The following is a 24,770-nucleotide window of genomic DNA, read 5'->3' on the forward strand; positions in this document are numbered from 1 at the left end:
CGTTAGAGTCCTTTGTCTGACGACACGGATTTTTTATGTTTAACGGCGATGGTCAACCGACTCGTACACACCAAGCGTTCGCGCTCATCAGTAATGTTGATTTGCCACACTTGAGTGGATACCCCTAGATGAATTGGCTTGGCTGTACCAATAACGGTGCCACTTCTCATTGAACGTACATGGTTGGCATTAATATCGAGGCCCACGCAGTAACTTCCTTTTGCAACACAAAAATTAGCAGCGACTGAACCGAGGGTTTCGGCCAAGACAACAGACGCACCACCGTGCAACATACCAAGAGGTTGGTGAGTAAACGAACAAACAGGCATAGTGGCCGCTATGAAATCATCACCTACCTCGGTATAAATAATGTTTAGGTGATCTATCAAAGTATTTTCTGACGTCTTATTAAGGGCTTCAAGACTGATCGATTTTTTCCAGATTGTCATTATGCATTCCACTACTGAATGTGATTACCAAGAATTGTACGCTAATGCTATGATGTGTATAGCTAAATAGTAAGTTTAATATTGCGATTGAAACGGAGAATTCAATGCAGACGTGGTTTAAATTGGTCACTCTCACTGCCGCAATGGCAATGACAGCGTGTACTTCTTCCCCGACAGGTCGTAACCAGTTGCTTCTTTTTTCAGATTCAGATATGAGTAGTTTAGGTGCCCAATCGTTCGAGCAAATGAAGAAGGAGCTCAAGATCAGCTCTGACGCCAAAACAAATGCTTATGTTCAGTGCGTAACAGATACGATTACTAAACATGTCCCGAAACAACCAGGATTTGATCGCTGGGAAGTCGTCGTGTTTGATAGTGATCAAGTCAATGCGTTCGCGTTACCAGGCGGCAAAATTGGTGTCTATACCGGCTTACTTAAAGTAGCGGTCACTCAAGACCAGCTAGCCACCGTTATTGGTCATGAGATCGCACATGTGCTTGCCGATCACAGCAATGAGCGACTATCTCAGTCTCAAATTGCTAATGCTGGACTTCAACTGACCAATATAGCACTCGGTTCTTCCGAATACGCACAGTATCGAGGAGCAACCATGGCAGCGCTTGGATTAGGCGTACAATATGGTGTTTTAATGCCCTACGGTAGGACTCAAGAATCTGAAGCGGATATTGTTGGGTTAGAATTGATGGCGAAGTCTGGCTTTGATCCTAACCAGAGTGTCGATCTATGGAAAAACATGGCTAAGGCATCTGGCGGCGCTCAACCGCCTGAACTTCTCTCTACGCACCCTTCTCACGGAACTCGCATTCAGGATCTCTCCGCTAAGATACAGACATTACCCGAGAACAATGTAAAGCGTCCGAACTGTACTTAGAAATTAAAAAAGGGAGCAAAAATGCTCCCTTTGTCTTTATTCTATGTGCCTAATATAAGCAGTGGTAAGCTTAACAATTGGTCGCCTGTTGAAGCAAAGAACCAAATAATTCCAATCAATGAAGCAACAAGCCCAATGTACCAAACTGCAGCGACAGCTTGACCGTATCTATCCAGCGGAAGTAAGTGACTATGATGTCTTCCCCTCCACTCAATCACGATTTCCAGCATGCCCATGATAAGCAGAAAACCAAACAACGTAAGTCCTAGTGAGTAGCTTAACACTACGCCACCAGCGGCTGCTGCGGTACACAAGACAATTCCTGCCACACTGTTCATGGAGAAACTGATGCTCTTCAATACATGACCGCCGTCAAGTGGCAATATCGGTAGCAAGTTGAATAGATTTAGAAATGCATTAAATACCGCTAACCCTGCGAAGAACATCTCGCCAGTGATAAAGTAGGCAATTAGCAAGATGACAGACAGAATTAAACCAAACATCGGCCCCATGATTGAAATGACTACGTCTTGCCAACGGGTATTTATCTTTTCGTCGCTCAATGCCAACCCGCCAAGAAACGGCACCAAGTAGATGCCTTTTGTCTTCATGCCGAAGTACTTCATCGCGCGTACATGGCCATATTCATGAAAGACCAAACACGCGATCAAAGCCAGCGCAAATTGAAAAGAAAACAACCATGAATACGCAGCTAAACTTGCCGACGCAAGCACTACTTTAATCAGCTTTGCGCTCTTAAGTGCTTTCATCCCAAGCGATAAAAGACCAATAAGGCTAAACTTTCTTTCTGGCTCAGGCTTAGTAAACGGTGTTTGCTTTTCTATATCTTTAGTATTGCGACTTCCTTGCTCAATGACTTGGCTATCAACTGTTGCAACATACTCTAAGACAAATGGTTGCCATATCAGATTAGTTTCTAATTTACATGCCAGCTCTTGCTCACCATTAAGTAAAGTAAATTCATGGTAGGATTTCTCACCACGGTCGGCATTAGCATCAAGCTGAGAAACGAGTTGATTGTTCCAAAACAGTTGCTGCCAACCCGCCATAGAGCCTTCGAGTCTAAGTGGTTTGCTTAAAAACTCAATTGATAATAATTCCAATGTCTAACCTACTAAATTGATATAACAACGAGTCTGATTATGCCAATCTAGACTAAATAGGTAAAGGAATTGCTGACAATGTGACATTGTCACTAACCATAAGGCATTGATTGTTCGAATCATGTTGTTCAAGTTTCTCATGAAAAGTAAGAATTCGTCGATTTATCGATTTGGATTAGGATTACGCTTTATTTTTGACAGATAAAGTGGATAATAGCCGGCGTTATTAACACCTATAAAATGTGAGTCCATTATGTCTTCTGAAGCTACTATGCTAGAACGCTGCCAATCTAAATGTGAATTATGTGCTGCCGATGCACCATTGACGGCATACGCAGTTCCCCCGCACAGCCATGTGACAGTAGATTACGGAATCATGGTTTGCGACAAGTGTCTTGGCGAGATTGAAGATCCACAAGATATTAACCACTGGCGTTGTCTAAATGACAGCATGTGGAGCCAAGTGCCAGCCGTTCAAGTTACAGCATGGCGCCAACTTACTCGCCTAAATACTGAGAACTGGGCGCAGGACGCGCTAGACATGATGTACATGGAAGAAGAGCAAATGAACTGGGCAATGACGGGGATGTCTGCTGACGACAAACCATTCGATTGCAACGGCGTTGAACTTAAAAAAGGTGACGACGTAACGGTAATTAAAGACCTACCAGTTAAAGGCACTAACCAGGTAATCAAACAAGGCACGGTTATCCGTGGCATCAGCATTGGCGACGATCCTAAGCTTGTTTCTGGTAAAGCAAACGGCGGTCAATCTATGTACGTTATCGCGGAATACTGCCGTAAGAAGTAATTCTTTTTTATGACTAAGTAATCAAGAAAGGCGCTCAACTGTGAGCGCCTTTTTACTATTGATTGAGTGTCTATTTCACAAGAAGTAAACGACCCGTTAGTGCTGGCACTGGAACGTTGCCGTTTGAAGCCTGAACGTTAATATTCTCACCAGTGATTAAATCAACAAACGTAGTTGCTGCTTTAATACGAGACAAGTCCACATTCAGAGTTCGTTGGTTTTCGCTTGTATTCAGCGCATAGATGACTTGCTGATCACCATTAACTTTAAGATCGGCGTAAAGCGTATCGTCAAGCCAAAGGTTTCTGCGTTCACCATTGTATAAGGCTGGATGTTCGCTACGAACCTTCATCAGCTTAGCAACGTAAGCTTTAAGATCGCTTTGCTCTGCACTTAACTTCTCTCCTGTCACACCTTCAACTTTAGCGCTTGAGCGTGCCACATGATCATCACATTGACCCACGCTAGCACAATCAGACGTGACCTTAGCAGCAAAGTGCTCTACCTCATCACCAATTTCTTCACCGTAGTAGAAAGTAATTGGGCCTGAGTACGCAGCCAAGAAACTGTATGCAGCTTTATGGCGTGGGAAATAGTCACCTAATCCACCACGTTGAATCAAATCACCGAATCGTACTAGATCGTGGTTACCAATCATCAAGTTGGGCATTGCATGGTATGGCGATTTAACACGTGAGTTCCAAGCTGCGTCGAGCGCGCGTGCATTGCTCTTAGCACCAGACTCTTCCACTGCAAGCGCTTGAACTAACCCGTAACGTAAAGGGAAGTTGAATGCCGATGATAGACCGGGTTCAGCGTCACTACCATAAACGGTACGCGTTATTTCGTCTGCACTGCTCCATGCTTCACCAACCATGTATCCCAGTGTTCCCCACTTTTTACCCGCGATAACGTTCTCCATTGAAGCTCGTTCAACCGCTGTGCGGATATTTATCCAGCTCTTAAGTGGTACTTGGTAAGCTTGGTCTAATCTCCAACCGTCTATCCCATACTCTTTGATCCAGTAGGTCGCGACTTCAGTAAAGAAGGCTTCACTATCGGCATTTGGGTAGTTGACATATTGACCTGGGTATCCAGGCTCTTTTCTTAAGCTTGGCACTTTACCCGTCGGTGATGGCTTAGCACCGTTAATATGCGTATGACCAAACACACCGTCAAGGAAGACATAAAGCCCTTTCGAATGTGCAGAATCTATCAGCTCTTTTAACTTTTCGTTTGAACCGAACTTCGGATCAACGTTAAAGAAGTCACAGGCAAAGTAACCCGTTGCGTCAAGTCTGTTATCACCACCTTGCCCTGCACATGAATCAAACACTGGTGTTAGCCAAATAGCGTTCATGTTTAGATCCGCGATATAGTCTAGGCTGTTGATGATTCCTTGGAGATCGCCTTTATGGTGGGAATTACCATAGCCTACACCGTAGTCATGATTTGAGTCACCATCAACAAAAGATTCAACCATCACTTGATAAGTTCGTAGATCACAAGCGTTATTGTTGTCACTGTAACAGCCGTAATCTAGCTCAGTATCTTTTACCGCAACTTTTAACGAAGACTTGTCTTTGGCGTTTAATGTAAAGTCATACACGCCCTGCTTGGTGACAGTTACTTTGATATTGCCATTTCCAGCATCTTCAAGGGTGACTGAGCCATCAGCAAGTGTGAATGAGCCAAAGCCTAGATTCACCGTACTCCAATCTTCAGAAGCAAGTTTGAACTCATACACACCAGGTGTTAAGTAGCCGTTGAAGCTGTATACACCCTCGCCTTTGTATTGCATTTCACTACCTGTACTCCAACCGTTCATTGAACCACGAACGTAAAGCTTAGTAGTGCCGTAAGGCGCGACATCGACTGGCTTGTTATCAACAACGAGTCCTTCACCTTGACCTCCACTCTGCGGCAAGACAAATACAGCTGCGGTCAGTGGAGGAACCGTAAAGTTCTCGTTGGCGAACGTCGCTTGTTTAACGATAGGATCATCTGAATTTCTCAACGCATCATGTAGGACAAAATCTTTTGCCCCCGCTACTTTGAGGGTTTGCTCAGAAGTATTGGCATTGATTACGACCATTAACGCATCATTGTTGCTATCTAGATCGGCGCCTACAGAAATACCATCATTGACTGACATAGCAATTAACCCCGGTAAGGCATTGCTTCCCGTATTGTGGAATCGCACGCGATCGACTACCTCTTTTTCAGAAACAAGCTTGAGAAGAGGCGTTGAAGAACGAACTTGCAATAGTGCTTTAAACGCACTGTCTGACCACTCGATATCTTTTGCTGAGGCGACCGTGTTTGGGTTACTAATCACCGATTTAATCGCATTCCAGTTAGCTTGATCTTTATCTGCTCTTGGTAAGCCGACATTCCAATTATTGGTTTGCTTACTGAAATCAACCTTGTTGTACCAGTCACCGCTATCGTAGCTATCCCGCTCCATCGACTTCGAACGCAGCAATTCTGATCCCATATGAAGGAAAGGAACGCCTTGTCCTAACATGACCGTAGAAATACCAATGATCTGCATTCTGGCACGCTGCTCAGATGTCATATCGGCAGACGCCTTGTACTGATTGAAGTCCCACAAGGTTTGGTTGTCATGCTTAGATACGTAGTTGATCGATTCTTGTGGATCTAAGGTGTACGCAGCGCCTTGACCACCATATTGATAGTCTTTGCCATACACAACACTGCCACTGTGCGTCTCAAGTGGGTAGTTTTGTAGGTTGCCCGTCATACCGTAGCGAATCAGATCCATCTTCGATTTGAGTGCATCATCGAATCGGTCGCCAGCATTGGTAAATCCAGGCGTCTTCAGCAGCGCATCACCGCTATCGAAAGGCCCCCCTCCACGTACGCCGTCGCGAAGTCTATCGTTATAGGTGCCAATCCCTGTACCTGCCATTGGCCATTGGGTCGCATTCTCACCACGCTGACCATTCGCGACCTCACCAAAGTTCCAGCCTTCGCCGTAGAACCAAGTATCAGGATCAACCTGCTTCGCCTTGTCGTAGATATGCAGCATGTTTGACTTCATTAAGTGACCCATTAGGTCAAAGCGGAAACCATCGATCTTGTAGTCTTGCGCCCACATCATGACACTGTCTGCTACAAGCTTTTCGAACATGCGATTTTCTGAGGCGGTGTTGTCACAACACGTCGAGTTTTCAACAGCACCCGTAATTGGGTTCAATCGGTGGTAATAACCTGGAACGGTTTTGTCAAGCACTGACTTATCGTACAAACCTGATGAGTAAGTATGGTTGTAAACGACATCTTGAACCACGCGGAAGCCCATCTCGTGAAGTTTTTTAACCATTTCACGATATTCGCGGATACGATCAGTGCCATCTTTTGACACCGCATAGCTACCCTCAGGAGCGCTATAGTGGAATGGGTCGTAGCCCCAGTTAAAACCATCTAGTGGTCTGATATCGGCAAGTAGCGCCTGAGCTTCGCCTGTACTTGGATCGGTTTGCTCTAGAAGAGATAAGATCGTTGTACTATGACTGGTGCCATCACCACATAATTTTGCTTTAGGGTTGACAGAACAAAGCTTACCGACTGTATCGGTGAGATTGACCGTTTTGGCCTCTTGTTCAGGAACCGAAGCTAGGTCATAACTTGGCAATAAGTGAATGGTTGTTAAGCCCGACTCTTTAAGCGATTTAAGTTGCTTAACACTGTCACGCTCGTCCTCTAAGAAGGCGGTGTACTTACCATTTCTCTCTGATGTACCATGCTTGTCACTGACACTAAAATCTCGAATGTGAAGTTCGTAAATTATGTTGTCTTCTGGGTTTTGTAACTCAGGGATGGTGTGGGAATCCCAACCATTGGGTTTAGTTTGAGCTGAGCTTAAATCGACCAATTGTGAATGTAAGCTATCGGTGCTGAGAGATAATGAATAAGGGTCAGTGCTCATCATCCATTCAATACGATCTGTTTTTGGATGGTAGGCTTTTACGCGATAGCGATAGAAGATATTCTCTAATGTCGCGCTTCCTTGATAAGACCAAACACCTGTGCTTGGGTCAAGAATCATCTTCAATGGTGACTCTTTAACAAGCGCTTTGTCGCTATCATATAGATAAAGTTCGACGTCTTGAGCCGTTGGTGCCCAAACCGCAAAGTTTGCCGTGTCACCTTGGATCCAACTGCCTAGTTTTGCTTCATCGGCGTCATTTGGACCATTTGTGTAAAGCGTATCGATAACACCTGGGATCTGTATGCGAGTCGCTACAAGAGGTTGGCCTTGTTCATCTAATGCGACAGCAATTAATTGCTGTTTGAGTAACCCTTTCGCTTCATCGGCGGTCACTGCTAGATTAAATTGTACGCGACCTTTTAAATGAGGGAATTTTGCATTGTCTACGACACCGGCCAAGTCCAAACTGTGTTTCGTAAACTGCTGTGGTTTACTAATATTTCCTGCGCCAGAGGCGCTTGACCAAAGTTGATAGCTTTTTGCCTGTGAATGATCAAACCACGCAAAGGTATTGAGATCTAACCAATGCGCCGCAGCCCCTGAAAGTTCGACAATAGTTTGTTCATTTGGCGAGTATTTAATGTTTGAATTGCCATGAGTCGTGTAGAGCGTATTACCCTTAGTGAACTCAAGTTTTAGGTCATCACCACCTAACGCTTTGTCATTGCCTTTATGAACGATGAAGTTCATACATGCACCGTGTGCATCTTTTAAAGGAATAACATATTTAGCCCCATATTCTGGGTGAACTTCTTTCCACCTATACGGGTTACCCCAATCAACTCCATTTAAAGCCCCATCGCTCACTGAATCACAACTTCCGTTGTTCCATAAGTGCAATCCCCAGTCAGCGTAGTTGCCATCATCACGCTTGTAGTAAATCACGGCTTCTTGGTAAATTGGTGCTGGCTCAGTTGATGTGTTATCTGGGTTCTTAGGGTTTGGATCGATCGAGTCTGGGATACCATCCCCATCATCATCGCTCGAAGCAAAGTCACCTAACCCATCACCGTTAGTATCAGTGCTTTCAAATCTATCTTTAGGGAACGCATCCGCACTATTTGGCGCACCGTCGCCGTCAATGTCTTTGTCTTCAACATCTGCAATGCCATCACCATCATAATCACTTGGTTTGCTCTGAGTAGAATATGGATTGCTACCCAAGCGGTCTTCATCGATATTGCTCCATCCATCACCATCAATATCTGGGTCTAAACTGTCGGGAATTTTATCGCCGTCGAGATCGTCTGGTTGGCTACTCGCGTTGTATGGGTCGGTACCTAAACTCCTTTCGACTTCATCGGCAAAGCCATCATTATCGTCGTCTAAATCGCGATGATCACCAATGCTATCTTGGTCGCTATCCGCAGACTCCTGAATGTCGTTCGGGAACAAATCCACTACATCAGCAACACCATCGCCATCAGTATCAACGGAAACCGCAGGAACGCCGCTAGCGTCAATCATTAGGGTTACGCCGTCTAGTAAGCGATTACCTTGTTTTTTTTCTTTGCCTAAGGCTTTTGCACCGAGCTCTACTGTGTCGATAAGTTTGTCTAAAGTGTGGTCTTCAATGTTGCTAGGTAATACTTGAGCCATCGCCTTAGCGGTGCTTGCAACAAGTGCTTGTTGGCGCTCAATATAATCAGAGTCTAAGTTCAACTTAGGTTGCTTTAGCTGACGTCGAAGCTTGCGTAGTGCTCTTTTTTCACTCTTTCCGTCCATCATCTGAAGCGATACATAGGTAGAGAGAGGCGTAATGTAACTGTGGTCGGCAGGAGCGAGCATTAAATAGTCTCGCGTCGCTTTCACATCTGGGATATCGCTATCGATAGAAACACCACGTTTGACGTGAGCAATAAGGTGAGCATTTCGATCTTGCTTAGACAAACCACTGATATCGATTACCGCATATCCGGTTTTGTCCGTTGTTGCTGACGGCTCATGGTCATCCTTCTCATAGTTACCATTGACGTCGAGCCAAACCTCGGCGTTTTCAATGTAACCATCCATAACTTGTACCTCTAGTTGGTCATTACAACCTGCTAGAAGCCCAAGCGATGCCATAGCAATGCTTAGTTTTGTTAGCTTGATGTTCATTCTTATATCCATTTTCAATTCACGTTCTAAGGTTAAACTTGTTAAAATAAAGTCATTAACCCTCAGTTTGACGTTATATTTGGATATCGAATTAACACCTCATCCTATCAATACTTCCCGCTAGGCGTAGATCAAAAGGAGTAGATTTATTTTTGGATTTAAAGTCACACGGACAAGGCTGAGTTAGATCGGATCATTACACTTTGATGACACATTGGGTGAGTGAAACGACACTTTGTAGCAGTAGATTAAGGAGAAATTGTAGGTTAGCAACAATGTGCCTCAATTGTGAGAAATATGATCTTATACAGTATTAGGTCAACAAGCTCTAGTTACTCAATTGTCCCCGCAACCGTTTGTATCCGTTCAAAGCTTCCCACTGGTGTAACCCATGCCGCAACCGCATCCACTTCACTCATTTCCCCTTCATAAGTGAAGTGCCAACGTCCTTCATCAGACCGTGATTGTGAGCGCGCAAGAGCAATAAAATCATGTTCTAGCGTTTTTCCTCGGTTTTCCCCCGCTCGAATTACTGTTGTTTGATCGTTTGAGATAAAGACAATGGTCGCATCAAGCATGGCGGCACTATCGTCATATTTAAGTTCAAACGAGTTCCCTTTCCTAACCAGAGTTAAACGTTTTGCTGCAGGCTGGATGTTGTCAGGCAACTCTCTATTCACCCAATTAAAAAAACCGCGCCACTCTTCGCCATCAACGACAAATCCAGGTGTATAGACACTGTCAACCAAATCATAAGCATGGTAAAGGCGCTGAAGTTGAGAGAACTCAGGTTTAGAAAACTTGTCTTTCCAACCTAAATAGTCCCAATAATCAACATGGTAGACAATGGGAATAACTTCATCCCATAAGCCGACTCTACGTTCAAGTTTGGAAATGTATTTATCTGCAGGTGGACAACTAGAACAGCCCTCAGAAGTAAAAAGCTCGACGACTTGAGCAGGTTTGCCATCATTAACCCAGATTTGTCCGGCACTTACTGTTGATATAACGGAGAGAGCAATCAAAGCGGTCATCTAAAAGTCCTTATCAGTAATACTTTTGATTATTTGAAGATATTGACCGCGCGTCGTTCGATTAAATTTCCAAAAAGCAAAAAAAAACGCTAGCAAGCTGCTAGCGTTTTTATGAAATCTAAAATCGAATTTAACGATAAAGACCGATATCTTTTTGCATATGACCAGACAAATCACTCGCATAATGAGCGCGAGGTTCACTGTTGTCAGTAAAAAGAATATCTAATAGGTGTGCAATCAATCCTTTGAAAGAAACCGAGTAGGTTTTTTTATCCATAGAGATAGGAGCTTCGATATTACCGATGTGCATTGCTTGTGCCATGATTGCCTCTCTATAAACTGTATAATTCGTTTCGATGAGGCAATATTAAGCAATATTTCACTGCTCAAAAAATGACTATTTTTAATTTTTAAGATAAGTTTTCCTAATGAAACAACCTGTTAACAATGCACAATTCATCATATGCACCCATTGTGCTTATTATTCCACTCACCCTTAATTACAATGAATAGATATCTTTTACGTACTCCAAAAACCGCCCTTACGTCACAAATATTTTACAATAATTGTTACTTAGGTGGCGGCTTAATCGTTTTAATTTATTAGTTTATCTATCAACAAGTGCAGATGTTCTCGCTGAATCATTTTTCTGCTTTATAACAGAAGCTATAATAGCGGTCGTCATCGTTGCTAGTAGAACTAGTAGAGAAACGACGGTTGGGATTTCCCACTCAGAACCGACAAGCACCATCTTGGTTCCTATGAATACCATAATGAAAGACAAAGCTGGTTTAAGATAGATAAACTTATCCATCATCCCCTGTAAAACAAAGTACAGCGAGCGCAAACCAAGCAATGCAAACACGTTAGCTGCTAGCACTAAGAAAGGCTCTCTTGTTACTGCAAATATTGCTGGGATTGAATCGAGTGCAAACATGACGTCCATAAATGCAATGACTGCAATCACAATGAACATCGGCGTTGCAATACGTTTACCCTGCTCTACTATTGTCAATGCGTTACCATGATAGCGTTGACTTATAGGAACAAAGCGGCGAATCAAACGTTCAGGGAGTGGGTTGATCTCTTCGTTCCCTTTATCTCGCGCAAGCTGGACACCTGTCCAGATAAGGAACAATGCAAATACGTAGAGTACCCAATGGTATTGAGCAAGCAACTGTGCGCCAACTGCGATCATAACCGCACGTAAGGCAAGCGCACCGAGAACCCCCCATAATAGAGCGCGAGGCCTTAGATTCTCTGGCACCGCATATTGATGAAAGATAATCGCAAACACAAACAAGTTATCAACGCTCAGGGACTTTTCTAGTAAATAACCAGTAATAAACGACACTGTTGCTTTCTCAGAAGTATATTCACTGCCCGGAGCATAAAAATCCCAGAACAGGTAAATGGTTGCTGCAAACAAAAAAGCTAAAGCGAACCAAAGCACACTCCAAACCGCTGCATTCTTTATCGTGATTTGCCCACCACGGGTTTGCCATACATCGAGTGCGACAAGGACTAGTGTCAGTATTCCAAAGCTAAAGTAAGTAATTGGGGTCATAAATCCTCCAGAGGCGGAGGGATCGGATAAGTATTGAAGTGTGACGATCCCTACCGCAAACAAAAACTCTACCCCAATGCCTATAAGCATTGGTGTAGCATCTGATTACGTTGGTCTCGTCGAAATACGGCTTGATACTGGTTATCAGCAATATTTATACTTACCGGATAGAGCTACGTCTAACGAGATGACGATAAGTAAACTAGAGGCGACTACTCCCCAAACAAGGCAAATTCTATTCTTGAAATGAAAATGAGTCCACAATTAAAACTAAAAAGGAGCAAATTATTTGCTCCTTTTTACTGCGTTCCCGTGGTGGTTATTTGGCAATCACACTGTTTATATATGAGTGCTTTAATCATATTTATGATGTCACACACCACCAACGGGAATAAAGTAGACAAGTGCTGACCATACACCGACCCAGCTTACAATGACAGCAATGTCTATCCAGTCTTTACTCCACATAATACCCTCCTTTGAGTACTATCTATTCGTAGCACGAACCCTAGGAGTAATTAGCAACCTTTATGCCATCGTTGTGGAACAACATCGCTAACGTTACGATTGAGTGTTTGAGGCTTATCTGTGAGTAAATTAATAAAACAATCGGCCATTGATTTTGTTGTTATGAGCCCTTCACTCTCCATTTTCAAAATAGCTTCGTATCCTTCTTTCCCCTTCATGGTATAGGCCGACGAAGTACCTAGATACACATGTTCAGGTTTGACTCTTATCCACTCCCCCGTTGTGGCTCTCAATTCTAATCGACTAACTCGTTGGCCTTTTGCGGCTGAAGGTTCGTAATCAAACCGTAGGTTGTGTGTGTATGGGTAAGAACCGTCCCCAGTACCATCCACGCCATTGTTGAGCGCGTTATCTAGTGCACCTTCTAGGACGAGTGGCAAATACTCGCCTTTGATCTTGTAGACACCAATCGGCACCGCAAATGGCAACAGTTTTCCGGCAACATCCGCAACAGACACATCACCCGGATTTATCGAACTTCTCACGCCACCTGCATTATGGATAGCGAAGTCAACGTTAAATCCACATTGTTTCATCGTATAAGTGAATGACTCAGCAACTAAAGGGGCAAGTTCACTCGCACCAAGTTCATCCGGAACACGTATATGACGCAGCTTTCTTTTTGCTCGGGCGATAATCTTTCTTTGTAATTCGCGCACTTGGCAAGTGTACTTGTCATTTAACACCCCTTGAACCGTCGTGTCTTTCTTACACACCACGACATTGGGGTGGTTATCAACAAATTCACGGGCCTTTTGGTAAGGGGTATCAGTGTGAGTTTCGCTCATACTTGCGTCGATAAATAATCTTCGCCCCAATAGCAGTTCATTGCGCCCTTCAAATGAAACTAAGGTCCCGTCGGCTTCGAACTCTAAATCACAATGCCCCATAGTTAGCGCATGAAAACCTGCTTGGACAATATGCGTATCATTGATTTTAATACCATAAATGTCTTCTTTTCCCAGTCCGATGCCACTAAAGTCACCCTGTAATATGTGACTATGCCCCCCAACAATCACACTGATCCCATTCACATGCTTAGGAAGTTCTAGGTCGGCTTCATAACCCATATGACTTAGGAGGATGATTTTGTTGATGCCCGCGTTATGAATTTGTTTAACGGTGTTTTTGGCGGTTTCTATTGAATTGACAAAAGGTGTATCCCAATCAGGGTTAGAAATATCTGCCATCTTATCGAGAGCTAGGGAGAAGATCGCAATCGAGTCATCACCAACTTTTTTGATAATCCAGCTCGCCGAATGCGTCTCTTTATTAAAGCTATGGACAATTGGGTTATCAGACAAGCGACATCGCTTATTACTGAGCTCATCACTTAAATCCCAGTTCCCTGCAAGCAGCGGAAAATCAATTCGATTGGCAAATTCAGCAACAGGTTCATTGCCCATATCCAATTCGTGATTACCCAGCGCCATCGCATCAATTTTTAGATTGTTGAGCATGGTCGCATTTGCTTCGCCCTTAAATAGCGAAAAATAAAGCGTCCCCTGAAAACAATCGCCCGCATGAAGAAACAAAAATTCCCTACCACTTTCTTTTGCTTGCCCACGTAGCTGATTTACTCGTGTCATAATACGAGCAAAACCACCAGCACTGACATATGGGCAAAGAGCTTCACCCTCAACGCCGATGGTGAGTTGTAACGAAGTAGGTTCAAAATAGGAATGGGTGTCGTTGATGTGCGCTAGCCTTAGCTTAGTTGTTTTATTGTTTTTATCTGTCATGTTTTCTCTCTCTTTTCACGCTATCCTAACGCAATCTGTATGACAGAAAAATTATAATTCACAGTTATTGTATGTATGACATTCCCTATACACTAATTTTCGTGACATCCATCCTAATCGCTCAAGATGTCACCAACTGCAAGTTTTACCGATTCTTTGTGAGCTAAACGTCTGCCAATACAGAAGTTTTCGATTATGCTTAAAAGAACAGAAGCATAGTGGAGCGACTCTATGAAGCTAGAGCGAATTGAAATTTCTGGTTTTCGCGGTATTAAAAGGCTTTCCATTGCATTTGATGAATTAACGACGCTTATTGGTGAAAATACTTGGGGCAAGTCCTCACTACTCGATGCACTTTCAGTTGCCCTACCGCCTGAAGGCATACCATATAGTTTTGAACTTACAGACTTTCACGTCGATTACTCCATCGCTCACCCTCAGTCTCAACACTTACAAATCGTATTAAGCCTAGTATCAACAGATAAAAATGAAATTAACTCTGGCCGCTACCGCAAGATAAAGCCCATTTGGGTTCAAGATTCGCAGGGAACAAACCGAATTATTTATCGACTCAGCGCTTCGCGTGATCAATATGATATTGAGACGGAATATACATTTCTCGACTTAGACGGTAACCCCATTCACCTACATCACTCTGAAAAATTGGCCCAAGAATTAATGACCCTACACCCAGTAATTCGATTGCGCGATTCGCGCAGGTTCGAAAGACCAGTTTCAGATGCCAAAGATGTCAATGCACGGGTAGAAAAACGTATCGACAACACTTGCAGAAGATTACTGGCGATCCCCGGGCACGTCAATAAAGGCGAGATGCGCAGTAGCCTAAACTCAATGAACGCCTTGGTTGAGCATTACTTTTCATTTAAATCAAACTCGCGTAAGAATCTGCGCAAGCAACGTGACGGGATTTTCTTCAATGCCTCTCCAGGCTCAAAAAGTATTTCTCAAGTTGTAGAAGAAACCAAAGACAAACAAACGCGACTACTTTTTATGGGCCTACTTAATGCGTATCTCCAGGCTAAAGGCCCTACAACCCTAAGAAGATGTGCTCGGCCATTGTTGATCATTGAAGATCCAGAGGGACGACTCCATCCGACACACCTTGCTCGAGCATGGGGATTACTACAACTGCTACCAATGCAAAAAATCCTCACTACCAATAGTGGTGATTTGCTGGGTCAGGTTCCACTCGCAAGTATTCGTCGCCTAGTCCGCTTATCAGACCGAACGATTACCAAATATATTCCCGATCAAGGGTTAGGACGTGATGAACTAAGACGTATTGGTTTCCACATCCGTTTTCATCGCTCTGGGGCATTATTCGCTAGATGCTGGCTTCTTGTTGAAGGCGAGACCGAAGTATGGCTTTTTAATGAACTAGCTAATCAATGTGGATATAACCTTGCCGCCGAAGGCGTACAGATTATTGAATTTGCTCAATCAGGCTTAAAGTCGTTAATAAAAGTGGCTAAGGCTTTTGGCATTGATTGGCATGTGGTGACAGACGGCGATGCTGCTGGTAAGAAGTACGCGGCCGCAGTTAAAGCGCAACTCGATAACGATCAACAACGCCACAGGCTCACAGAGTTGCCTGATAGAGACATCGAGCACTATTTATACAACAATGGATTTGAGCCTTTTTTTAAAAATATGCTCCGAATTCCCTTAGAGCACCCTATTCCAGCCAAAAAAGTCGTCACGAGAGTTCTTAAGAAGTTTGCTAAGCCCGATCTTGCTCTTGCGATTGTTTCACATTGTGAGAACCAAGGTATTGAAGGAATACCTATTTTACTTCGATGGACATTAAAACGCGTTGTGACAATGGCTAACGGCAATACATAAAAAAGCGGCATCTAATCATTAGATGCCGCGTATCAAAAAGACTGCTGATACAAATCAATCGGGGGTTATCCTCAACAACCTCGGTATTGTTGCTAGGATGAGCATCAAAGGCTAAGAGCGAGTCTGTAAACTTGCATTAGCCTGAGATTGAGTTGACTTTTGATGGATCCACAAGCCACTGGCTTTCATTAGATAACCGAAGATTCCGCCAAGGATAAGTGAAGGGATCACTAGTTTCCAATTTCCATCTGCCGCAAATGTCGCGCAGGAACCAATAAAAGTCCCTGGAATGTACCCAAGCCAAGTTTGTTTTGCTTGTATGCACATCAAGAAAGCGACAATAGCGGTTATTACATAACCTAAGATTTCAAGCGAGGCAAACTGCGATGCGTGGATAATTACCATTGCCCAAAAAACACCACTCATATTGGTTATCAAACTAACTGATAATCCCTTTAGACCATCATTCGGTGATGCGAAATAGCTAGTGCATCCCAAAAAGCCTGCCCATGAAAGCAAACCTAAGGTGATGGCTATCCATCCCCAAACACCAGATAAAATGCCTGTCGTAAGAGAAATTGCGAATAGAGTGGTCATTGCGTCTCGCCCAGAGTGTGTCATCACACATCAAAAGTACAAGATTGCATAATAGGTAAAATATCGACACTCAAGTAATACCTTGATCACATTATTAAAGTAACAAACCTTTGTTGGATCATGATTATTGTGATGCAATCGATATTTCAACAGTTTTAGTAAATACTAAAGAACCGATGGTTTACCTTTCATCATTCTAGCCCCCTCTCTTTTAATACACTCTACTAGCGGGTTTTCGACCATATCAGCGCGCCAAACAAATGAGAGCGTTCGTTCCATCGTAAGCTCAGGCACATTGAGTGCCACTAGCTGGCCGCTTTCTATTGAGCGTTCAACATCTAGATAAGGTAAACAGGTAAGATACTGTCCATTTTCGACCATGCTGCGCAAAACAGGAACATGCTCATATTCACGCCAGACATCTAAGTCTTCAATAAGATGGTGAATAGAACTATCAAATATCATTCTTGTGCCGCTACCATGCTCTCTCAGTACCCAACGCGCTTGTTCAAGCTGTGCAAGGCTTACGGTTTCGTGACGAGCAAACGGATGATGGGCTGCTGCAACAACCGTCAAATGATCTCGACACCATACCTCTTGGTTTAATCGATTGTCGTCGCAACGACCTTCGATAATCCCGATATCGTATTTGTAGTCAAGAACACCCTGTAAAACGCTGTCAGTACTTTTCACTTTGAGTGAAATGCGCATTTCTGGAAATGAGTTATCAATAATACTGATAAGGTCTGGCACTAAGTGTTCCGCTGGGGTTTGGCTTGCGCCTAGCTTTAAATGCCCACTCAATAAGTGTTGCTCGTAAAACCCCATTTCGATCTGCTGAGCATCCTGCAACAAGCGTTTTGCTTTTGGTCGTAACCACATTCCCCAATGAGTAAGCGCCATTTGCTTGCCTTGCCGTTCAAAAAGAGGACGGCCAAGCATCTTTTCAAGTTGAGCGAGCGACATACTGGTTGCCGATTGCGTTAACGCAAGCTTATCGGCAGCCAAACTTACACTTCCCGTATCAGCAACAGCATCAAAAACTGCGAGCTGTTTTAATGAATATCGCATAGCGCTCCTATCCTTGTTTCCAATATTGAGTTGTTGTCTGTAACACTCTGATCTCTCGCTAATTGCAGTCCCAATAAGCAAGTCGTTTCATTTTACCCATCAAAATTTCCTTATCAATATTTTTGATGAGGATTTTAAAAATTATCAATTTTACCTGATGTTGTGACTTACCTATTCTGGTTTGGCAGCGAACATCAAGTCGCTGAAATCTTAAGGAGGTTTAACTATGAAATTTGCACTTGGGAGCGCTTATGGCATCAGCTCAAACGAATAATCAATATTTTTCTCCCATCGAGATGATGGCTGAGGCAGAAAAATTCGCTCTCAGTAAAGCAAAGAAAAGCAGTGGCATGACTTTGAGCCTAGCAATAATGGCTGGCGCGTTTATTGGCTTGGCATTTCTCTTTTATATCACTGTGACAACGGGTAGTGCCGAAGCTGGATGGGGATTAAGCCGCTTAGCCGGCGGATTGGCCTTTAGCATGGGCTTAATTTTGATTGTGATTTGTGGCGGTGAACTATTCACCAGTTCCGTCCTATCAAGCATTTCATGGGCGAACAAACAAATTAGCTTTAGCAAGATGCTTTCTATTTGGGGCAAAGTTTACCTCGGTAACTTTATTGGAGCCATGTTGCTACTAGTCATCGTGTCGGCTGCAGGTCTGTACCAAATGGACCACGGTCAATGGGGGCTGAATGCATTAAACATCGCCCAACATAAACTGCACCATACTCCTGTTCAAGCTTTTGCTCTGGGCGTTCTGTGTAACTTACTTGTTTGTTTGGCTATATGGCTCACTTTCAGCAGTGCCAATGCGATGACAAAAGCAGCGATGACCATCATGCCAGTTGCAATGTTTGTCTCCAGCGGTTTTGAACACTGCGTCGCAAACATGTTTATGGTGCCGTTGGGTATCGTTATTCACAACTTCGCACCAGAAAGTTTCTGGCAGCAAATCGGAGTCGCATCCACTCAATATGCTGACCTCAACATTCAACAATTTGTCTTCGCCAACCTTATTCCTGTCACGTTAGGAAACATCGTCGGCGGTTCTGTACTCGTCGGACTGGCTAACTGGGGGATTTATCGCAGACCACAACTTAAAGCGGCAAATGTACACGCAATCACTACAACAACTCAGATTAATTCGGCTAAGGAAATCACTATGAACAGCAACATTACTGCATCAGCAATCATGAACCAGCAACCTCTAGTACTGCGCGCAGAAATGCCAACATCAGTGGCGATCGATACTCTACTAGACAACCATCAAGTCAGTGCACCTGTTTGTGACGTTGAAGGCCGATTAGTTGGGTTCTTCTCTGCTCATGACGTAATGGTGGATCTTTGGTGCCAAGATTACATACCAGCCAAAGAACAGAAAGTGGTCGACATTATGTCACGAGACGTTGTTGCTATCGATGCTAATGACAAGCTCGTCGACATTGCTGAGTTCCTCTGTATCGATAAAGAGCAACTTTATCCAACAACTAGCATGGGTATTGCTACTCAGTTCACCACGCTTTCTTTAGAAGAACGTGCGAAAGCAATGAAAGTAAGCAAGCCTCACGTATTGCCGGTTTTAGACAATGGATCGTTAGTTGGTGTGATCACTCGAGAAAACGTGCTAATTGCCCTGCGTCCTATTTACGGTGAGCGTATCACGGTTGTGGAAGAGCGTGAGCTTGAGTCGGCGTAACAATAAAACATAACAACGCTAGGCTAGGATTTTGGTTAGGAAATAAGTCGCTTGACCAAAAAGCCCCCAACGCAAGTTGGGGGCTACTTTATCGTTTAGCAGTTAATGGCTTACTTCTTAATACCTTCTACGTGAAGTTCCATATCAACGTAGCTAGATGCACCCATTACTGGAATATTGAAGTCAGCAAGCTCCAAGCGAGTTGAACCTAAGAAACCAGCGCGCTCCCCACCCCAAGGGTCTTGACCTGCACCAATGAAGATCGCATCAATAGTAATTGGTTTGGTAACACCGTGTAGGTTTAGTTCACCATTAACTTCAAGCTTTCCGTTACCTTTGTCGACAACACTTGTACTTGTGAAGGTCGCAGTAGAATACTTCGACGCATCGATAAAATCTGAGCTGCGGATGTGCTTATCACGCTCCGCATGATTTGAATCTAGACTCGTAGTGTCTACATTTACCATCACTTTTGATGCTGTAACATTAGCTGGGTCATAAGAAAACTCGCCATCAAATGTGTTAAAACGACCTTGAATAAAGCTGTAGCCTAGGTGACTGACTTTAAAGTTCACCGAAGCATGAGCACCTTTTGTATCGATCATGTAATCCGCCGCGCTTGCACCAAATGGTAATGCCATTACCATTGCTAATCCGGTAGCAAATAACGTTTTTTTCATTTTGAAGCTCCTATCATTTTGCGTAGCGTGTTGTCTTTATTAATAAAGTGGTGTTTCAAAGCCGCAATAGCATGCACTGCAGCAATAATAATGAGTGCCCAAGCGGCGTAAAAGTGAACTTGTCCAGCAATATCGGCTTGGTTTTCAAACAAGGCTCCTAACCCAGGAACAGTAAACCAAGTGAATACATCAATGCCTCGCCCATCTTCCGTAGAGATTAAGTACCCTGAGGCAAAGAGTGCCAAAAGTATCGCGTACATCCCCAAGTGAGCCAGCTTGGCACCGATGATCTCATAGGCGGCCCCTTCAACTTTAGGTGACGCCGTCACTATTTTCCAAAAGAGTCTAAATAAGGTTAATCCTGCCAGTAACAAACCGATTGATTTATGCCAATGTGGCGCGGTGCGATACCACTCACTATAGTACGACAAATCAACCATCCATAGTCCTACAGCAAACAACCCTATAATGGCCAGCGCTGAAAGCCAATGAAGAGCTCGTGCAACTGGGTTATAGTTTTTAACTTCCGATTTCATCTGATTGCCCTAAAGGTTAATGACTCTTGTTTTAATTTAGAGTACATATCTCATCTTTCTTGCAACAGATTATTTACCATTCTTTACAATAGAGAAATATCCTTCGCTTGATTGAGTCGTTCGAAATTCTTGAACGAATGATTTCGTCACTTTTCAAAATAACTCTCTTGCTCTATTTCATAAATTTCGTCTCCAATATCAATGATCTTCCTCTCAATAATAGATTGAGCATCGGCAAGACCCTTGTTATAAAAAGCCGCTCCAAATCGACTCACAATAAAGTCAAACAGAAAATCGGCATCGAATTGGCCAATCTCTATCTCAAGCTCATCTTCCATGTAGCGTTGTAGCTCTCGCGACATCGTCTGCTTTTGTTGTGATGTAAATTCAATCTTAGACATAAACCCTTCAAGTCCCTTATTATTTTGCCGATTAAGTGTAACGAAAGTTAACTAGCGCGTGTTAGGCTAGTGTCGCATATTGCTCATTATGGAGAGATGGATCTTGTTATTGGATGTGCTGGTTCAAAGTGTTAATGAATTTCAGGCCGATTGTATGGCGTTGTGTGAAAAACACTATCCGACCATTCACAATAAAGGAATGAGCGAGCATCATCTAGGTTTGGCTTTTTCAAGACGTCTTTCACGTACCCTGACTGAGTTCGGTCATGATTACGACTACAAGGCCCTAGATAGTAACCCTAGTACTGATTTTCCTCATCACTACCGTATTAGCTCTGAAATTGGCACTGTCTGGGTACTAACCTCTCACCTCGTCAGTGCTGGACCTTCATGCCGCAAAAAGCTGTTTCGTACTATCGCTCAATGGCAAGAAGAATACGGCTACGCGGTGCAACCAAACGACTTACTGCTTCTGCTCACCGATCACTGGATAACTAGAAACAAACAGAGCCGAGAATTACTTCATTGGTGGACGGGTCAGTTGCCCGACGAAATTGACGAATACCGAATTCAAGGGATCACCCTTTATGAGAGTGAATCATTACTTGCTCAGTCATTAGAGCAGCACTTTAGTATTAGCCCCTACTTTGTAAAGTTCACGCACCCATTGAAAAGAGCGACAGATAAACAATTGGTGAGAAAGTACATACAATTGTACTCTGTCATTCAGCTTAGCTAAATACCGGACAGTCCTATCATCCATTAGGTATATCAAATGAAGATACGCCCAACACAACTCAGGCTGACCTAGACATTTGTATCACTCATTAGTAGGGCTTTTTCTTTTCTTGTGATGTCAAAGTATGGCCGCAATGAAAACGCCTCTAACCCGTGCTGATGAGAACTTCGCCTAAAAACCATCCCAACTATGTTGAATTAATTTTTCTCAGCTCTAAATAATACAGTTTGATGATAAGGTGACTTTAATGACAGATAGCATAGTCCATCTGACTGTTTTATTTTGACGCAACTCCCTTTAAAACGGGGACTGATTCAAAACTAGTCCATCTAGTTATAGACAACCGTTGACAGATTCGAGTCTGTGTCAATAATATGTCAAAACGTTGCACCATTTCATGCGGAATAATTTAGGTAAGCACAGAGGTCAGTAGTAAATATGATTCTTTCCACTAGGCAGCAGTTTGTGGATTGTCTTTCGATGAACGAGGATTCTCAATACATTGGCACATATAAACACCTGACTCTCAATAGTGTATTCCAGCCTATTTTTGATACTACAAATACCATCATTGGCGTTGAAGCCTTGGTTAGAATTCACGACTCATTGGCAGGCCCAATTCGCCCTGATCAGTTTTTCCACAACGAAAACATCAATTTTGACGACAAAATCAGCGTTGAGCGCTTGAGCCGAGTCATTCATATTCGAAACTTTGCCCGTTCACAATATAGACATCTTAAGCTCTTTCTCAACGTTCTTCCGTCAGCAGGAGAATATTTAGCTTTAGGAAACATAGATGAGAGTCTACTCGCTCAACGGTTAAAAGCCCTAAACTTAGACAACTCACAATTGGTGATGGAGATCGTTGAACTCAATGCTTCAAACGAGGAAACACTAAAAACCGCGACGAGAAAACTATCCGCGAGTGATTTTAATATAGCCGTCGATGATTTCGGAGTTAACGCCTCAAACCGTCAAAGGGCTGAGCGTCTAAAACCCGACATCATTAAACTAGATCGTTCGCTATTGCTTGCTTATATGGCTGGTGACCAGTTCCGTTTAATGTCTGGTATCAAGTTGGCCAAAAGATTGGGCTCAAAAGTGGTTGTCGAAGGGGTAGAAACCAGCCAGCAGCTTGAAGCAATGCGTAACTTAGACATCGATTTATTTCAAGGCTATTTCTTAGGTATGCCAGAGCCATTGCCTGCCGTTTACATTGATGAGTCGAATAACTTGAGCTCAATTGGTGATCCAAGCATCGTTTATCACCAGCTATATCAATAAGCTGTCAACAAGCCGCGTACGCCCTCAACAATAGATCTAGTTATTAGTTCCAATACTATCCGCAGCAATATTATTAACATCCTATATACCTTCGAAATACATGATATTCCTTGCATTTTAATACTTATTACGATTTTTTGTTCTAGATCATCAGAACAGAAACTAGCACTCGTGCTACAGCATAGAATTCTGTACATTCCCTGACATAGTTTGAAACAGTTTCTATCTATTTTTCATATTCGGAGGAGAATTCTATGCTGGAACTCTTAATTGGATTAGTCGTGACCATCGCGGTTGGCTATTTCATCGTCAAAGGCTATAAACCAGCCGGCGTTCTTTTAACTGCAGGTGTACTACTACTCATAATTACAGGTCTAATTGGCCATACAGTTTTACCTTCAAAAGTCGCTTCAACAGGTAATATGTTTACCGATGCACTAGAGTATGTGAAATACATGCTTCAATACCGTGGTGGTGGCTTAGGGATGCAAATCATGCTGCTATGTGGTTTCGCTTCTTACATGACACACATTGGCGCAAACAATGTGGTTGTTAAACAGTTTTCTAAGCCGCTTTCATTCATTAAGTCTCCCTACGTATTATTAGTTGCTGCCTACATCGTTGCGTGTTTGATGTCTTTAGCAGTAAGTTCTGCAACAGGTCTCGGTGTGCTGTTAATGGCAACGTTGTTCCCTATGATGACCGCGATGGGCATTTCACGCCCTGCTGCTGTTGCTGTGTGTGCATCCCCTGCTGCCATTATTCTCTCACCGACTTCAGGTGATGTTGTTATCGCTGCCGAAAAGTCGGGTTTAGCACTTGACGTTTTTGCCGTACAAACTGTTCTTCCAGTTTCAATCTGTGCGATTATTGTGATGGCAGTTGCTGCATTCTTCTGGAACAAATATCTAGACAAGAAAGACAATTCTCCAATGGAGCGCGTTGATGTTTCAGAAATCGAAGTGAATGCTCCAGCCTTCTACGCTGTTTTACCGTTTCTACCTATAATCGGTGTCTTCCTATTTAATGGCCGTACAATTCCGGGTCTATCACTCGATATCTACACGATTGTAGTATTGTCGATCTTTATCGGCGCATTGGTGAACTTTGTTGTTAAGCGTTTCGATGGAGAGAAAACACTCGAAGATCTTGAGTCTTGCTACCAAGGTATGGCAGACGCATTTAAAGGCGTGGTAATGTTGTTAGTTGCTGCTGGTGTATTTGCACAAGGACTTATGTCTATTGGCGCAATCGACAACCTGCTTCACCTTGCCGAAACTGCAGGAGCTGGCGGTATTGCGTTGATGTTTATCCTCACTGCTCTAACAGTCGCAGCAGCTATTGCAACGGGGTCAGGAAATGCTCCATTCTATGCCTTTGTTGAGTTAGCGCCTTCGCTTGCTGCTAAAATGGGACTTAACCCGGCTTTCTTAATCATTCCAATGCTACAAGCCTCTAACTTGGGCCGTACTATCTCACCAGTATCAGGTGTTGTCGTCGCAACATCAGGTATGGCTAAGATCAGTCCATTTGAGGTTGTTAAGCGTACCTCTGTGCCAGTCCTGTGTGGTTTAGCGACAGTGATCGTTGGTACACTGATCCTTGTTCCAATGTCAGCCTAATTCAACAAGTTAG

General features: G+C 43.4%; 19 protein-coding genes. 7 read left to right on the forward strand and 12 right to left on the reverse strand.

Annotated elements, in window-relative coordinates; genetic code table 11:
* Positions 1–2: 2 nt before the first annotated feature.
* The gene (locus tag ZX61_RS19210; protein ID WP_049846206.1) at positions 3–449 is read right to left on the reverse strand and encodes a hotdog fold thioesterase; all 447 of its coding nucleotides are present in this window, start codon (positions 447–449) and stop codon (positions 3–5) included.
* A 104-nt stretch (positions 450–553) separates the two neighbouring features.
* Between ZX61_RS19210 and ZX61_RS19215 the strand changes: the two genes are divergently transcribed.
* Entirely contained in the window at positions 554–1,342 is a 789-nt protein-coding gene (locus ZX61_RS19215) for a M48 family metallopeptidase (protein ID WP_049846207.1), read from the forward strand.
* A 41-nt stretch (positions 1,343–1,383) separates the two neighbouring features.
* Here ZX61_RS19215 and ZX61_RS19220 read toward each other — a convergent pair whose 3' ends face one another.
* Positions 1,384–2,466, reverse strand: coding sequence for a site-2 protease family protein (locus tag ZX61_RS19220; RefSeq protein WP_049846208.1), 1,083 nt, complete (start codon positions 2,464–2,466; stop codon positions 1,384–1,386).
* Positions 2,467–2,719: 253 nt separating this feature from the next.
* Between ZX61_RS19220 and ZX61_RS19225 the strand changes: the two genes are divergently transcribed.
* A complete protein-coding gene (locus ZX61_RS19225; protein WP_049846209.1) occupies positions 2,720–3,277 on the forward strand; it encodes a PhnA domain-containing protein in 558 nt (185 codons plus the stop codon).
* Positions 3,278–3,347: 70 nt separating this feature from the next.
* Here ZX61_RS19225 and pulA read toward each other — a convergent pair whose 3' ends face one another.
* From pulA to ZX61_RS19250, 5 genes are all read right to left on the reverse strand, one after another.
* Positions 3,348–9,392, reverse strand: coding sequence for a pullulanase-type alpha-1,6-glucosidase (gene pulA, locus ZX61_RS19230; protein WP_049846210.1), 6,045 nt, complete (start codon positions 9,390–9,392; stop codon positions 3,348–3,350).
* A gap of 332 nt (positions 9,393–9,724) precedes the next feature.
* Positions 9,725–10,426, reverse strand: a complete 702-nt coding sequence (locus ZX61_RS19235) for a DUF1223 domain-containing protein (RefSeq protein WP_049846211.1) — start codon at positions 10,424–10,426, stop codon at positions 9,725–9,727.
* A gap of 130 nt (positions 10,427–10,556) precedes the next feature.
* A complete protein-coding gene (locus tag ZX61_RS19240; protein ID WP_049846212.1) occupies positions 10,557–10,748 on the reverse strand; it encodes a hypothetical protein in 192 nt (63 codons plus the stop codon).
* A 286-nt stretch (positions 10,749–11,034) separates the two neighbouring features.
* Entirely contained in the window at positions 11,035–11,994 is a 960-nt protein-coding gene (locus tag ZX61_RS19245; protein ID WP_049846213.1) for a TerC/Alx family metal homeostasis membrane protein, read from the reverse strand.
* Positions 11,995–12,512: 518 nt separating this feature from the next.
* Positions 12,513–14,264 (reverse strand): bifunctional metallophosphatase/5'-nucleotidase, encoded by a 1,752-nt coding sequence (locus ZX61_RS19250; RefSeq protein WP_049846214.1) that lies wholly within the window; start codon positions 14,262–14,264, stop codon positions 12,513–12,515.
* A 231-nt stretch (positions 14,265–14,495) separates the two neighbouring features.
* Here ZX61_RS19250 and ZX61_RS19255 point away from each other — a divergent pair, with 231 nt between their 5' ends.
* Positions 14,496–16,127 carry an ATP-dependent endonuclease gene (locus ZX61_RS19255; protein ID WP_049846215.1) on the forward strand — a complete coding sequence of 544 codons (1,632 nt, stop codon included), beginning with the start codon at positions 14,496–14,498 and terminating at the stop codon, positions 16,125–16,127.
* A 111-nt stretch (positions 16,128–16,238) separates the two neighbouring features.
* On the opposite strand, the gene ZX61_RS19260 is transcribed toward ZX61_RS19255, so the two are convergent.
* Complete coding sequence (locus tag ZX61_RS19260) at positions 16,239–16,724, reverse strand: DUF1097 domain-containing protein (protein WP_049846216.1); 486 nt, start codon at positions 16,722–16,724, stop codon at positions 16,239–16,241.
* A gap of 165 nt (positions 16,725–16,889) precedes the next feature.
* Positions 16,890–17,795: a LysR substrate-binding domain-containing protein gene (locus ZX61_RS19265; protein WP_049846217.1), complete on the reverse strand. Its 906-nt coding sequence runs from the start codon at positions 17,793–17,795 to the stop codon at positions 16,890–16,892.
* Positions 17,796–18,046: 251 nt separating this feature from the next.
* On the opposite strand from ZX61_RS19265, the gene focA reads away from it, so the two are divergent.
* The gene (focA, locus tag ZX61_RS19270; protein WP_049846218.1) at positions 18,047–19,495 is read left to right on the forward strand and encodes a formate transporter FocA; all 1,449 of its coding nucleotides are present in this window, start codon (positions 18,047–18,049) and stop codon (positions 19,493–19,495) included.
* A 110-nt stretch (positions 19,496–19,605) separates the two neighbouring features.
* Here the strand turns inward: focA and ZX61_RS19275 are convergent, their stop codons facing one another.
* The 3 genes from ZX61_RS19275 to ZX61_RS19285 all read right to left on the reverse strand — a co-directional run bounded on the left by ZX61_RS19275 (position 19,606) and on the right by ZX61_RS19285 (position 21,112).
* Positions 19,606–20,175, reverse strand: a complete 570-nt coding sequence (locus ZX61_RS19275; protein WP_049846219.1) for a YceI family protein — start codon at positions 20,173–20,175, stop codon at positions 19,606–19,608.
* Complete coding sequence (locus ZX61_RS19280) at positions 20,172–20,711, reverse strand: cytochrome b (protein WP_049846220.1); 540 nt, start codon at positions 20,709–20,711, stop codon at positions 20,172–20,174. The genes ZX61_RS19275 and ZX61_RS19280 overlap by 4 nt, the downstream gene beginning before the upstream one ends.
* Positions 20,712–20,857: 146 nt before the next feature.
* Positions 20,858–21,112, reverse strand: a complete 255-nt coding sequence (locus ZX61_RS19285; RefSeq protein WP_049846221.1) for a DUF2164 domain-containing protein — start codon at positions 21,110–21,112, stop codon at positions 20,858–20,860.
* A gap of 103 nt (positions 21,113–21,215) precedes the next feature.
* Between ZX61_RS19285 and ZX61_RS19290 the strand changes: the two genes are divergently transcribed.
* From ZX61_RS19290 to dcuC, 3 genes are all read left to right on the forward strand, one after another.
* Positions 21,216–21,851 carry a hypothetical protein gene (locus ZX61_RS19290; protein ID WP_049846222.1) on the forward strand — a complete coding sequence of 212 codons (636 nt, stop codon included), beginning with the start codon at positions 21,216–21,218 and terminating at the stop codon, positions 21,849–21,851.
* Positions 21,852–22,289: 438 nt separating this feature from the next.
* Positions 22,290–23,135, forward strand: a complete 846-nt coding sequence (locus tag ZX61_RS19295; protein ID WP_049846223.1) for an EAL domain-containing protein — start codon at positions 22,290–22,292, stop codon at positions 23,133–23,135.
* A gap of 254 nt (positions 23,136–23,389) precedes the next feature.
* Positions 23,390–24,757, forward strand: coding sequence for an anaerobic C4-dicarboxylate transporter DcuC (gene dcuC / locus ZX61_RS19300; RefSeq protein WP_049846224.1), 1,368 nt, complete (start codon positions 23,390–23,392; stop codon positions 24,755–24,757).
* Positions 24,758–24,770: the final 13 nt, after the last annotated feature.

The organism is Vibrio sp. VPAP30 (assembly GCF_001188205.1).
GTDB lineage: Bacteria > Pseudomonadota > Gammaproteobacteria > Enterobacterales > Vibrionaceae > Vibrio > Vibrio bivalvicida.